The organism is Pseudomonas sp. LBUM1660 (assembly GCF_059695935.1).
The window spans coordinates 3,931,496-3,943,450 of the sequence record NZ_CP166795.1 but is presented as its reverse complement, the minus strand read 5'-3'; the positions used below and the strand labels follow the sequence as shown (position 1 = coordinate 3,943,450).

The following is an 11,955-nucleotide window of genomic DNA, read 5'->3' as shown; positions in this document are numbered from 1 at the left end:
GGGTCAAAGCTCCGCGTACAGGCGACCGGGGTTGAAGATGCCCCGTGGATCGAGTTGCTGCTTGAGGTTGCGGTGATAGCGCATCAGTGCGTCCGGCAACGGTTGGAACGGGCTGTCGATCAAGCCGTGGCTGTAGCAGGTGACATGCCCGCCGACCTCATCGACGACCTTGCGGATGAACGCCGCTTCTGCATCGGATTTGAGCCAGCGCTGGGCGCCGCCCCAGTCGATCATTTGCAGGCCGGGCAGGGAAAGCCGAGGTGTGTTGTGCGGTACGGACAGGCGCCACAGCGGCTGGTCTTCATCAAAAAAACTCAACCGATGTTCGTTGAGATCCGCCCAGTACGAAGCTTCCAGCACCTCGCCACCCAGTCGGTCGTGCGCCGCCGCCACGGAGCCTTCGCCACCCTCAAGCCGCAGGTGCAGGCGCTGACCGTCGTGACACGCGGCGCTGATCGGCAGCGGTTGCTGCCCCCATTCAGCGAGGCGCAGCAAAGCGCGATCGCTGTCCATTTCCAGGCTGATGCTTAACGCTTGCCGAGGTTTGGGCAGCACTTTCAGCGAGACTTCAGTGACCACACCCAGCGCGCCATAACTGCCGGCCATCAAGCGCGACAAATCGTAACCGGCGACGTTTTTCATGACTTCGCCGCCGAAGCGTAAATGCTTGCCATGGCCGGTGATGACGCGAGTCCCAAGGACGAAGTCCCTGACCGAGCCTGACCATGGGCGCCGTGGTCCGGACAGCCCACTGGCAATCATCCCGCCCACGGTGGCGCCGTCACCGAAGGAGGGCGGTTCACACGGCAGCATTTGCTGCGCCGCGTCCAAGACGTCGGCCAGTTCTGCCAACGGCGTGCCGCAGCGTGCGGTGATCACCAGTTCGGTCGGGTCGTAGCTGACGATGCCGCGGTGGCTGCGCGTGTCGAGCACTTCACCCGCCGCGATACGGCCCAGAAACGCTTTGCTGTTGGAGCCCTGGATGCGCAGCGGCGTGGCGTTTTGCAGGGCCTGGTTAACCTGGTCCAGAAGCGCGCCACTGTCATCGATGTCGTGTTTGCTGCGCATCAGAAACGCTCCAGTTCAGGGAAGGGCAGCTGACCCATGTGAACGTGCATCGCGCCGAACTCGGCGCAGCGATGCAGCGTCGGAATGTTCTTGCCCGGATTGAGCAGACCGCCCGGATCGAACGCGGCTTTGACCGCATGAAACAGGGTCAGCTCATCACTGTTGAACTGCGCGCACATCTGATTGATTTTCTCGCGGCCGACCCCGTGTTCACCGGTGATGCTGCCACCGACTTTCACGCACAATTCGAGGATCTTGCCCCCCAGAGCTTCGGCGCGGTCGAGTTCGCCGGGTTGGTTGGCATCGAACAGAATCAGCGGGTGCATGTTGCCGTCACCGGCATGGAAAACGTTAGCCACCCGCAGGTCGTACTCGGCCGACAGCGCGGCAATCGCCTGCAGCACGCCGGGCAGCTCGCGGCGAGGGATCGTCCCGTCCATGCAGTAATAATCCGGCGAGAGGCGGCCCACCGCCGGGAACGCATTCTTGCGCCCGGCCCAGAAGCGCACGCGTTCAGCCTCATCCTTAGCCTGGCGGACTTCGGTGGCGCCGGCCTGTTCCAGCACCTGGCGCACGCGGTCGCAGTCATCGTGGACGTCGGCTTCAACGCCATCGAGTTCGCACAGCAGAATGGCCTCGGCGTCGACCGGATAACCGGCGTGAATAAAGTCTTCGGCGGCGCGAATGGCCAGGTTGTCCATCATTTCCAGGCCGCCCGGAATGATGCCGGCGGCAATAATATCGCCCACCGCGCGTCCCGCTTTTTCGACGGAGTCGAACGCCGCCAGCAGCACCTTGGCGGTCTGCGGTTTGGGCAGCAGTTTGACCGTGACTTCGGTGATCACCCCCAGCATGCCTTCGGAACCGGTGAACAACGCCAGCAGGTCAAAGCCCGGCGAATCGAGCGCTTCGGAGCCCAGGGTCAGGTGCTCGCCATCGACGGTGAGAATGTCGACCTTGAGCAGGTTGTGCACGGTCAGACCGTATTTCAGGCAATGCACGCCCCCGGCGTTTTCGGCCACGTTGCCGCCGATGGAACAGGCGATCTGCGAGGAGGGGTCCGGCGCGTAGTACAAGCCGAACGGTGCGGCGGCCTGGGAGATCGCCAGATTGCGCACGCCCGGTTGAACCCGCGCCGTGCGGGCGGCGGGGTCGATGTGCAGGATGTTGTTGAAACGCGCCATCACCAGCAGCACGCCTTTTTCGAGCGGTAGTGCACCGCCGGACAAACCGGTGCCGGCGCCGCGAGCGACCACCGGGACGTGAAACTCATGGCAGAGCTTGAGCACGCCCTGAACTTCGGCGATATGGCGCGGCAGTACCACCAGCATCGGCGTGGTGCGGTAAGCGGAAAGTCCATCGCATTCATACGGTTTGAGTTCTTCGCGCTGATGCAGGACTTCCAGGTCTGGCAGGCGATCGCGCAGTGCCTGGAGCAGAGCCGCTCTGTCGACATCAGGCAGAACGCCGTCGACGCGTTCATCGTAGAGGATGTTCATAGGCGGTTCACGACCCTCCGTTTGTTTTTATTAGAGGTCTGTTTGCGGTGAAAGCTCACTTGCATCATTGGCCTGACGCGTCTTACTGTCCATGCGTTGTTTCACTGGTCGAACCAGTTCTTCAAGAGTTATTTCCACGCTTCTGAGAAAAATAACCGTCTAAACATAAGGTTAGGGTTGTATTCGAACGTGGCGGGTTTTGCCGGTGAGGCTGGTCATACCAGTGGGAGGTTCGATGGAGAGTGCGAAAGTGACCCGTAATCCCCAAGTCGCAGACGTGGTCTGTGAACGCATAGAACGCCTGATCGTCGACGGGGTCCTCAAGACCGGGCAATTGTTGCCTTCGGAACGGCGCCTGACCGAAAAGCTCGGCGTCTCGCGCACAGCACTGCGCGAGGGCCTGAAGTTGTTGCGCGCCCGGGGGATTATCAAGACGGAGCAGGGCAAGGGATCCTTTGTCGCTGATCTGTCGGGCCACGGTGCCGCATCGCCGCTGATGCATTTGTTCAGCTCACAACCGCGCACACTTTACGATTTGTTCGAGGTGCGCAGCCTGCTGGAGGGAGAGTCCGCTCGCCTGGCCGCATTGCGCGGGACCGAGGCAGATTTTGTCCTCATTACCCGCAGCTATGAAGCATTGCTCGATGCTCACACGCGGTCGATGGAAGCGAGCGAACACGCCCGGCTCGATCATGCCTTTCACCTGGCGATCTGCGAGGCCTCGCACAACCCGGTACTGGTGCAAACCTTGCGCTCGCTGACGGATTTGCTGCTCAACACCGTGTTCGCCTCGGTCAACAACCTCTACCACCGCGCACCGCAAAAACGTCAGATCGACCGTCAGCACGCCCGGCTCTACAACGCCGTGACCGGCCGCATGCCGGAGCGGGCGCGCAAGGCGGCCATCGCGCACATCCAGAGCATCTGCGAGAACCTCAGGGAAATCGAAAGCGAGGAGCAGCGTCTGGTCCGGGCCACGCTACGGCTCGAAGGGTGGGCGTAAAGGTTGCCGATCCTGTACTGCTGAAAAGCGGCACGACTGTCGTAAAAACGACCTGTTTACGCTGAACGCGAACCCTGGTCACTTTTCTGTTGAACGAGTGTTCAGCTTCGACTATGTTCGTTCCACCTCCCCGGCTGGTAGCGCGGGCTTGCGTTTCTTCTTTTCGAACGAGGCACTGGCATGCGGTTTTCACCCTTTGTTGAGCGGATTTCAGGCGACGGTGTCGCCGCCTGGGATATTCACAATGCGGCATTTGAAGCCCAGCGCCGCGGTGAGGATGTGATCATTCTCAGCGTCGGCGACCCGGATTTTCCCACCCCCGACTTCATCACCGATGCCGCGATTCATGCGCTGCGCGAAGGCGACACCCACTACACCGAGATCGCCGGTCGCCAGGCTTTGCGCGAAGCCATCGCCGCTCGGTACAGCCTGCTGTTCGACCGTGAGGTGACGGCGCCAAACGTCATCATTTCGGCGGGGGCACAGAACGCGCTGTTCATCACCTCGATGTGCCTGCTCAATACCGGCGACGAAGTGATTGCCCTGGACCCGATGTACGTGACCTACGAGGCGACGCTCAAGGCGTCCGGCGCCACGTTGGTACGCGTGCCGTGCTCGGCGGATTCAGGTTTCCGGCTCGATGCCGCCGTGCTGGCCAAGGCCATCACCCCGCGCACCCGGGCGCTGTTCTTCTCCAATCCGAATAATCCGACCGGTGTGGTGCTCAACCGCGAAGAGCTGCAAGCCATCGCCGACCTCGCCATCCAGCATGACCTCTGGGTCGTGGTGGACGAGGTCTATGAAAGCCTGACCTTTGAACGCGAGCACCTCAGCCTGGCAGCGTTGCCGGGCATGGCCGAGCGTTGCGTGGTGATCGGCAGCCTGTCGAAATCCCATGCCATGACCGGCTGGCGTACCGGTTGGATCGTTGCCGATGAAGCCCTCGTGGCTCACGCCGAAACCCTGGTGTTGAGCATGCTTTACGGCTTGCCGGGCTTTGTCATGGAGGCTGCGCTCAAGGCGGTTCAGGCCCATGACGACGTGACCCACGGCATGCGCGACATCTATCGTCGTCGTCGCGACCTGGTAGTGACCAGCCTGTCGGATTGCCCGGGGATTTCAGTGCTCAACCCTGATGCCGGCATGTTCGTGCTGGTGGATGTGCGTGACACCGGCCTGACCTCTCTGGAGTTCGCCTGGCGGCTGTTGCGAGAGGCGCGCGTATCGGTGCTGGATGCGGCAGCGTTCGGCGAGCCGGCCCAAGGCTTTGTGCGGCTCTCGTTCACCCTGGGTGAAGAACGACTGGCCCAGGCCTGCCAGCGTATTCGTGACTTTGTCCAGGTGTTGAAAGGCGAAGCGCCGCGGCCGGTGATCAGCCGTGTCACTTGCGAAGCGACCGCTGAACCGGTCAAGGCCAAGACCATGATCGAAGTCGATGGCCTGCACAAACGCTTCGGCAATATCGAGGTCCTCAAAGGCGTTTCCCTGACGGCCCGCGAAGGCGATGTGATCTCGCTGATCGGTGCCAGCGGCTCGGGCAAAAGTACCTTGCTGCGCTGCATCAACATGCTCGAAGTGCCGGACCAGGGACGCATTCTGGTGGACGGCGAAAGCATTCACCTGAACTTCGATCGTCCGGGCGCACCGCTGGTGGCCGACGCCAAGCAACTGGTGCGCATCCGTTCCAGCCTGGGCATGGTGTTCCAGAACTTCAACCTCTGGCCCCATCGCACGGTGCTGGAAAACCTCATCGAAGCGCCGATCCAGGTCCTGCGTGAAAGCCGTGCGGAGGCCACAGAACGGGCCGAAGCCTTGCTTGAACGCGTGGGGCTGGCGGCCAAGCGCAACGAATACCCGGCGTTTCTCTCCGGGGGACAGCAGCAACGGGTGGCCATCGCCCGGGCCCTGGCCATGCGGCCCAAGGTCATGCTGTTCGATGAACCCACCTCGGCACTCGACCCGGAACTGGTCGGCGAAGTGCTGCGGGTGATCCGCTCCCTCGCGGAAGAAGGCCGGACCATGATCCTGGTGACCCATGAAATGGCTTTCGCCCGCGATGTCTCCTCCAAAGTCGCCTATCTGCACCAAGGGCTGATCGAGGAAACCGGTTCGCCGGACGAAGTGTTCGTACACCCACGCAGCGAGCGTTGCCGACAATTCGTCAACGCTCATCAGACTCGCTGAAAACATCATAAAAAGACGGGGAAAAATCATGGGAAATCGACGTTTGGCAAACTGGATGACGGGCGTGGCTTGCGTGTTACTGGCCGGGATGAGCGCGGCCCAGGCCCAACCGATCAGGTTCGCAGTCGCAGCGGAACCCTATCCGCCGTACACCGAGAAGCAGGCCAGCGGTGAATGGAAAGGCTTTGAAGTCGACCTGATTCACAAGCTGTGCAGCGAAATGAAAGCCGAGTGCGAGATCAAGGAAGTGGCGTGGGACGGGATCATTCCATCGTTGCTGGCGAAGAAGATCGACGTGATTTTCTCGTCGATGTCGGTGACTGAAGAACGCGAAAAACAGATCGCTTTCAGCAAGGCGTATTACGACTCCGTGATTGCGATTGTCGGGCCGAAGGGCACGTCGGTAAAAAAGTATCCGGATGACCTCAAGGGCAAGATCATCGGTGTGCAGAACTCGACGGTGAGCGCCAGCTACCTCAAGCAGTACTACGAAAAAATTGCTGACGTGAAGTATTACGACACCCAGGACTCGGCCAACGCCGACCTGATTGCCGGGCGCATTGACCTGATGATGGCGGACGGCACGGCGATGGCGTCTTTCGTCCAGACCCCGGATGCCCGCAACAGTAACCTCGATTACCTGGGCGCCGTGCCCTATGACCCGATCTTCGGCAAAGGCGTGGGCGCCGGTCTGCGCAAGGATGACACCGAGCTCAAGGCCAAACTCGACAAGGCGATCACCTCGTTGCTGGCCAGCAAAGACTACGACGACCTGTCCCAACACTACTTCGGGACCAGCGTGAAACCCGCCTTCTGACGGCCACGCGAAAAACAACTCCATGGAATGAAATTTTCCTGAGGAAACACCCATCCCCGTAGGAGCGAGGCTTGCCCGCGAAGGGGCCCTTGAAGTCGCCAAAAGCTTCGCGGGCAAGCCTCGCTCTTACAAGAGGGCGGTGGTGCATCAAGGCCACCGATTGGAGACTGAAATGCCAGCCATGTTCGAATTGATCAACTTCAGCGAAACAGGATGGGGCAGTGCGCTGTTGAAGGGTCTTTGGATGACCCTGCAAATATCAGCCGGGGCCTTTGTGGTCGGGCTGTTCATCGGTCTGGTGGTGGCCTGCCTGAAGCTCGGCGCGCCAAAGCCAATTGCAGCGCTGATGCGCGGTTACACGACCTTGTTCCGGGCGATTCCGGAGTTGCTGCTGATCCTGCTGCTGTACTACGTCGGCTCCATGCTCCTCAACTCGCTGATGACGCAGATGGGCTACGGCGTCGTCAATGTCAGCGGTCCGTTGGCCGCCATCGTGGTGCTGGGATTGGTGCAGGGCGCCTACGCTTCGGAGATTTTCCGCGCGGCGATCCAGGCGATTCCCTTCGGCCAGATCGAAGCGGCGAAGGCCTTCGGCCTGAGCGGTTTCGGCCTGTTCCGACGCGTCACGCTGCCGATCATGGCACCGTATGCGATGGCCGGGATGGCCAACCTGTGGATCAACCTGATCAAGGACAGCGCCTTGATCAGCGTGGTCGGCACCAACGAGCTGTTGTACACCGCCAAGCAAGGGGCGGGTTCGACGCGTCATTACTTGTTGTTCTACCTTACGGCCGCGGCGTTGTATTACGCGGTGACGTTGGTGTCCAACTACCTGTCTGGACGGCTCGAGCGGCGTATTCGTCGCTGGATGCCTTTGGCTGAGTGAATGAAATGATTCCAGCGTGGATAGTTGAATACGCGGCGCTGTTGGGCCGGGGACTGCAAACGACCATCACCATTCTGTTGATCTCCAGCGTGTTCGGTTTCGCGCTGGCGGTGCTGGTGGCGCTGGCGCGGATCTCGAAAAACAAGGTGATCGCCAAGGCCAGCCTGTTCTACACCAGCGTGTTGCGCGGTACGCCGTTGCTGATCCAGATATACATCTTCTACTACGGGCTCGGCAGCGTGTTTGCGCAGTTCCCGCTGATACGCGGCAGTTTTCTCTGGCCGTATTTGCGCGACGGTTACTGGTACATCGTGTTCGCCCTGGTGTTGTCGGTGGGCGCGTATGTCGGCGAAGTGATTCGCGGCGGGCTGTTGGCGGTGCCCAAGGGTGAGATGGAAGCGGCCTCGGCGTTTGGCATGACACCGCGCCAATCGCTGCTGCGGGTGCGCTTGCCTCGAGCGCTGCGGTTGCTGTTGCCGACACTGGCCGGGGAAACCGTGATGTTGCTGAAATCCACGGCCCTGGCCTCGACGATTGCGATTGTCGATCTGCTGGGAGCCGCCAACGTGGTGCGGGCGCAGACCTTGCAGGTCTATGAACCGCTGTTGTTGGTGGCCGGGGTCTACGTCTGCCTGACCTTCCTGATCGAGGCGCTGTTTGCCTTTGCCGAACGGCGCGGGACGCCTGTGCGCAGGTCGGTGTAATGAGCACGTCGCAAGTCGTCGACCGGTCGCTGCAAGGCATTGGCCTGTGCACCTTGGGGTACGCGTTCCTGGCGTTGCAGGACGCGGTCATCAAGTGGCTGGTGGCCGATTATTCGGTGGTCACCATCCTGTTCTGGCGCAGCCTGGTGGTGGTCGTCGCGTGCCTGTTGGCCGGTCGCCTGCGCCTGGTCCAGCGGGCCTGGCGTTCGCCGAGCCGGCGCTTGCTGGTGGTGCGCGGTTTGCTGTCGATTGTGGCCTGGCTGCTGTATTACACGGCCGCCCGGGACCTGTCGCTGGCGGAAATGACCACCTTGTATTTTTCCGCGCCGATCATGGTCACGGTGCTGGCGGCGGTGATTCTCAAGGAACGGGCCCGCGGCTGGCAGTGGTTTTCCCTGATCCTCGGGTTTGTCGGGGTAATCATCGCCTGCCGCCCGAGCAAAATCGTCGATCCGTGGCCCATCGTGCTGACACTGCTGGCGGCGATGTGCTGGGCGTTCACTTACATTCAACTGCGCCAGGTGGATGAGCAGACGTCAGTGCTGGAGCAGATGCTGATCACTAACGTGGTGTTTGTCCTGTGCATGACGGTCGCGCTGCCCTGGACGTTCACCCCGGCGCCGACGCCGGCGTGGCTGGGAATGCTGGTTGCCGGCCTGGTGGGCGGTATCGGTCAGTTCCTGCTGTTTGCCAGTTTTCAGCGGGCCACTGCCACCTTGCTCGCGCCGTTCGAGTACACCGGGCTGATCTGGGCGTTCCTGCTGTCGAGCTTGATCTGGGGCACGCTGATGGATGTGTCGCTGATGAGCGGTGCCGGCCTGATCGCGGTCAGCGGCACCCTGGCGATGATCTTCGGCCGTCACGCCTCACAGGACGTCGTCGGCGCTGAATGCTCCGTGACGCAGCCCCTTTATCCAGCAACGACAGATGTGGAGGCCGTTGGCGGGGCTGAAGGTTTCGGGGTTGAGGCACCACTCGATCCAGAGTCCGTCGAGCATCGCCGATAAACCGATGGCGGCCAGGCGCGTGTCGTGGATCACGAAACCTTCGCTGGCGGCCATGTCATCGAGCAACTGGCGCAGCAGATCGAGGTAGGCGCGGTAGCTTTTTTCGTGGGACAGGCTGACGTGTTCGGAGTGCCGGATCAGGCTCCAGAACACCACCCAGACGCCAAGCAATTGCGGGTCCATGACCCTCGGCGAAAAAGAGCCTTTGAGAAACGCGTCCATCTTTTCGGCCGGGGTGGCGACCTGCTGGATTTCCTGGCGCAGGGCGGTGGTCAGTTCGCTGGCAATCTTCTGGTACGTGTCGGCGATCAACGCATCGATGCTGCCGAAATGGTGATTGAGCAGGCCGACGGACACTCCGGCTTCGGTGGCAATACGGCGCACGGAAATGCCGGCATGACCATCACGGACCAGGCAACGCACCGTGGCGGCCACCAGCATCTCGCGGCGCTCATCGGGTTCTGCGCGGCGGTTTTTTGGAGAGGGGGTTGTCACAAGGGAATCCTTGGGTGCAGTGCCAGGTTGGCGAGCTTAGTTGAACATGCGTTCAATCTCCAGTGTCGGCCGCAGTGATGCACCGGTTTTTAACGTTCATGACGGGGGGAGGACAAGCAGATGGCGCAGGATATTTCGTTCAGTGTGCGCAACAACAACGGCGATCCGGTGCAGGTCGGCGCTTGGCGTTTCGAGGGCGACGGCCGCGGGCCGAAGGTGCATTTGCAGGCGGGGGTGCATGCCGACGAAATCGCCGGGATGCTGGTGCTGCATCTGTTGATGCAACGGCTTCAAGTCGTCGAGGCCGAGGGCCGGCTCAAGGGCAGTGTGACGGTGGTGCCGCAAGCCAATCCCCTGGGCATCGGGCAGTTTCGACAGGGGCGGATTCTCGGTCGCTTTCACGATGCGACCGGGCATAACTTCAACCGCGGGTTCGACCAATCGGCGGCGATGGAGCGACCTTCGACCAACGTCCAGCAGTGGCAAAAAAGCCTGGTGCAACTGGCTTCAACCGCAGAGGTGATGCTCGACTTGCACACCGATGACGAAGCCTTGCCGTACCTCTACGTGCACCGCAGTTTCTGGCCCCGTGGTCGCGAATTGGCGGCGGCGATGAAGATGGACGTGGCGATCATCTGGGATGACGGCGGCGACGGCTCCTTCGAAGAAACCATCATTGCGCCGTGGCTGCGCGATGGCATTACCGACCAGCGCATGGCCGCGACCCTGGAGTTGCGCGGGCAGGGCGATGTCAGCGATCGGTTGGCCGAGCAGGACGCCGCGGGACTTTACGCCTGGCTGTGCAGCTACGGGGTCATCGACGAGGCGTTGTCACCCGGTGACTGGCCCGTCGAGGTGATGGAAATGGGGCAGATGGAGACTCTCCTCGCACCGCAACCCGGGGTGTTGATCTTTGAAAAGGAACTGGGCGATTTCGTCGAGGAAGGGCAGCGCTTTGCGCGGATTCTGCGGCGGCCCGGTGATCCGTCTTCCGAAGTGGTGCTGGTGGCCGAGCAAGCGGGACGGATGGTCACGCGCTACCGGGACCGGCTGGTGTCGCAGGGCATGGTGGTGGCGAAATTCACCGGGAGCCGGATTTCACGCAACTGGAGTGGCGGGTTGTTGGACCCGAACTAGGTGCAGAGCATGCGGCCATCCCCGCTGAACACACGCGGGGATGGTTTTCACGCTAGTTCCCATCCGCTACTTTGCGTTCTATCTCGTCTATTTTTCGTTGGAGCGCCTCGGCTTCATTCTCTTCGGGAGGTGTTGTTTCATCGACCTCTTCGGCGTCCCTGTCCTTCCGATCCCTTTCGGTGTCACTGACACTGTCATCGTTGTTCATCGTGCGTACCTCCGTTGACCTACACATTGGATGCAGCACCTGGGAGGGAGTTCGAGATTTTTTCCTGGGGGCAGCCGCGCAAGCAATCCAGGCTTCGGCCTGTAAACTGTCCACGCAAAAGGCATCGACCGCCTCTTTACCACCTCAAGCACGAGATCCCCCATGGCAAACCAAGACATCGCGTTTACTCCTGATCCTGACGCGGATTCCATCTCCTCCGACGTCACCGGCTTCGGCGGCATTCTGGTCTCCACGCAGATTCCCACCCGCGCCGACGGCAGCCTGGAACTGGGCGACATCACACTGCAAAGCGAATGCACGTTGCAGGCGCTGAAGGTCGCGCTAGAAGGCGCCGGCAGCTCCATGGACCGGGTTCTGCACCTGACCATCTACCTCACCGACATGGCCGACCGCGCGGCGTTCAACGAAGTGTACAAGCGCTTTTTCGCCAAACCGTGGCCGGTTCGTGCCGCCGTCGGTGTGGCCGCTTTGGCGGTCGAAGGTATGCGCGTGGAAGTCACCGCGATGGCCGCCAAAGCCTGACGGCGCGGGTCAGGCGTGATGAAAATCCGCCTGACCCAGTTTCAAAAATACCGACCATTCATGCCTCTGGGCGACAACCCTTATCCCTCTACGAAAATTAGTTTCGCCTCGTTTGAAAATCACGCCTCGAAATGTTTTATGAGTTTCACAACCCATTCGCCGTGACCCTTTCGAGGAGTTCCGCATGACCCTGGCCTTCGGCTATTGGCTGCTGGTGTATGCCGCCATCGCCATCGAGGTGAACGCATCACTCATCATTCCGTTGGAACTCCCCATCACCCCCTTCGTCATCTGCAGTAAGGGAGACTGGCACTCCCTGCGAACACTAGGCCTGATGCTGGGTTTCGGGCTCACGATGTTGTTCGATACAGCGCTGGGATAGTTCCAGATTGCAGTGCGTCAGC

12 protein-coding genes and 1 pseudogene are annotated in these 11,955 nt (G+C 61.1%); 9 read left to right on the top strand and 4 right to left on the bottom strand.

Features of this window, described 5'->3' with window-relative positions; all coding sequences use genetic code 11:
- Positions 1 to 3: 3 nt before the first annotated feature.
- Together glcE and glcD are read right to left on the bottom strand one after the other, a co-directional pair.
- On the bottom strand, positions 4 to 1,068 hold the full coding sequence (gene glcE, locus ACA068_RS18495; protein ID WP_497303818.1) for a glycolate oxidase subunit GlcE: 1,065 nt from the start codon (positions 1,066 to 1,068) through the stop codon (positions 4 to 6).
- Complete coding sequence (gene glcD / locus ACA068_RS18490) at positions 1,068 to 2,567, bottom strand: glycolate oxidase subunit GlcD (protein ID WP_497303816.1); 1,500 nt, start codon at positions 2,565 to 2,567, stop codon at positions 1,068 to 1,070. Before glcD ends, glcE begins: the two co-directional genes overlap by 1 nt.
- Before the next feature lie 235 nt (positions 2,568 to 2,802).
- On the opposite strand from glcD, the gene glcC reads away from it, so the two are divergent.
- The 6 genes from glcC (at position 2,803) to ACA068_RS18460 (ending at position 9,168) form a co-directional block, all read left to right on the top strand.
- Positions 2,803 to 3,570: a transcriptional regulator GlcC gene (glcC, locus tag ACA068_RS18485; protein ID WP_497303814.1), complete on the top strand. Its 768-nt coding sequence runs from the start codon at positions 2,803 to 2,805 to the stop codon at positions 3,568 to 3,570.
- Positions 3,571 to 3,750: 180 nt separating this feature from the next.
- The gene (locus ACA068_RS18480) at positions 3,751 to 5,754 is read left to right on the top strand and encodes an aminotransferase class I/II-fold pyridoxal phosphate-dependent enzyme (protein ID WP_497303813.1); all 2,004 of its coding nucleotides are present in this window, start codon (positions 3,751 to 3,753) and stop codon (positions 5,752 to 5,754) included.
- Between the two features lie 28 nt (positions 5,755 to 5,782).
- A complete protein-coding gene (locus ACA068_RS18475) occupies positions 5,783 to 6,571 on the top strand; it encodes a transporter substrate-binding domain-containing protein (RefSeq protein WP_497303811.1) in 789 nt (262 codons plus the stop codon).
- Between the two features lie 172 nt (positions 6,572 to 6,743).
- A complete protein-coding gene (locus ACA068_RS18470) occupies positions 6,744 to 7,457 on the top strand; it encodes an ABC transporter permease (protein ID WP_077748790.1) in 714 nt (237 codons plus the stop codon).
- 5 nt (positions 7,458 to 7,462) lie between these two features.
- Positions 7,463 to 8,161 carry an ABC transporter permease gene (locus ACA068_RS18465; protein ID WP_219097633.1) on the top strand — a complete coding sequence of 233 codons (699 nt, stop codon included), beginning with the start codon at positions 7,463 to 7,465 and terminating at the stop codon, positions 8,159 to 8,161.
- Positions 8,161 to 9,168, top strand: a complete 1,008-nt coding sequence (locus ACA068_RS18460; protein WP_497303809.1) for a DMT family transporter — start codon at positions 8,161 to 8,163, stop codon at positions 9,166 to 9,168. The genes ACA068_RS18465 and ACA068_RS18460 overlap by 1 nt, the downstream gene beginning before the upstream one ends.
- Here ACA068_RS18460 and ACA068_RS18455 read toward each other — a convergent pair.
- A pseudogene (locus tag ACA068_RS18455) lies at positions 9,124 to 9,609 on the bottom strand (TetR family transcriptional regulator C-terminal domain-containing protein); the annotation flags it as partial. The gene ACA068_RS18460 and the pseudogene ACA068_RS18455 sit on opposite strands and share 45 nt — an antisense overlap.
- A 174-nt stretch (positions 9,610 to 9,783) precedes the next feature.
- Here ACA068_RS18455 and ACA068_RS18450 point away from each other — a divergent pair.
- Complete coding sequence (locus ACA068_RS18450; protein ID WP_497303807.1) at positions 9,784 to 10,800, top strand: M14 family metallopeptidase; 1,017 nt, start codon at positions 9,784 to 9,786, stop codon at positions 10,798 to 10,800.
- A 52-nt stretch (positions 10,801 to 10,852) separates the two neighbouring features.
- Here ACA068_RS18450 and ACA068_RS18445 read toward each other — a convergent pair whose 3' ends face one another.
- Complete coding sequence (locus ACA068_RS18445; protein ID WP_178082311.1) at positions 10,853 to 11,008, bottom strand: hypothetical protein; 156 nt, start codon at positions 11,006 to 11,008, stop codon at positions 10,853 to 10,855.
- Between the two features lie 162 nt (positions 11,009 to 11,170).
- Here ACA068_RS18445 and ACA068_RS18440 point away from each other — a divergent pair, with 162 nt between their 5' ends.
- Positions 11,171 to 11,551: a RidA family protein gene (locus ACA068_RS18440; RefSeq protein WP_109632739.1), complete on the top strand. Its 381-nt coding sequence runs from the start codon at positions 11,171 to 11,173 to the stop codon at positions 11,549 to 11,551.
- Between the two features lie 184 nt (positions 11,552 to 11,735).
- A complete protein-coding gene (locus ACA068_RS18435; RefSeq protein WP_497303805.1) occupies positions 11,736 to 11,933 on the top strand; it encodes a hypothetical protein in 198 nt (65 codons plus the stop codon).
- Positions 11,934 to 11,955 lie beyond the last annotated feature (22 nt).

What these genes read in the sequence shown, in the direction of transcription:
- glcE (WP_497303818.1), bottom strand. Translation starts at nt 1,068, where the DNA reads ATGCGCAGCAAACACGACATCGATGACAGTGGCGCGCTTCTGGACCAG.
- glcD (WP_497303816.1), bottom strand. Translation starts at nt 2,567, where the DNA reads ATGAACATCCTCTACGATGAACGCGTCGACGGCGTTCTGCCTGATGTC.
- glcC (WP_497303814.1), top strand. Translation starts at nt 2,803, where the DNA reads ATGGAGAGTGCGAAAGTGACCCGTAATCCCCAAGTCGCAGACGTGGTC.
- ACA068_RS18480 (WP_497303813.1), top strand. Translation starts at nt 3,751, where the DNA reads ATGCGGTTTTCACCCTTTGTTGAGCGGATTTCAGGCGACGGTGTCGCC.
- ACA068_RS18475 (WP_497303811.1), top strand. Translation starts at nt 5,783, where the DNA reads ATGGGAAATCGACGTTTGGCAAACTGGATGACGGGCGTGGCTTGCGTG.
- ACA068_RS18470 (WP_077748790.1), top strand. Translation starts at nt 6,744, where the DNA reads ATGCCAGCCATGTTCGAATTGATCAACTTCAGCGAAACAGGATGGGGC.
- ACA068_RS18465 (WP_219097633.1), top strand. Translation starts at nt 7,463, where the DNA reads ATGATTCCAGCGTGGATAGTTGAATACGCGGCGCTGTTGGGCCGGGGA.
- ACA068_RS18460 (WP_497303809.1), top strand. Translation starts at nt 8,161, where the DNA reads ATGAGCACGTCGCAAGTCGTCGACCGGTCGCTGCAAGGCATTGGCCTG.
- ACA068_RS18450 (WP_497303807.1), top strand. Translation starts at nt 9,784, where the DNA reads ATGGCGCAGGATATTTCGTTCAGTGTGCGCAACAACAACGGCGATCCG.
- ACA068_RS18445 (WP_178082311.1), bottom strand. Translation starts at nt 11,008, where the DNA reads ATGAACAACGATGACAGTGTCAGTGACACCGAAAGGGATCGGAAGGAC.
- ACA068_RS18440 (WP_109632739.1), top strand. Translation starts at nt 11,171, where the DNA reads ATGGCAAACCAAGACATCGCGTTTACTCCTGATCCTGACGCGGATTCC.
- ACA068_RS18435 (WP_497303805.1), top strand. Translation starts at nt 11,736, where the DNA reads ATGACCCTGGCCTTCGGCTATTGGCTGCTGGTGTATGCCGCCATCGCC.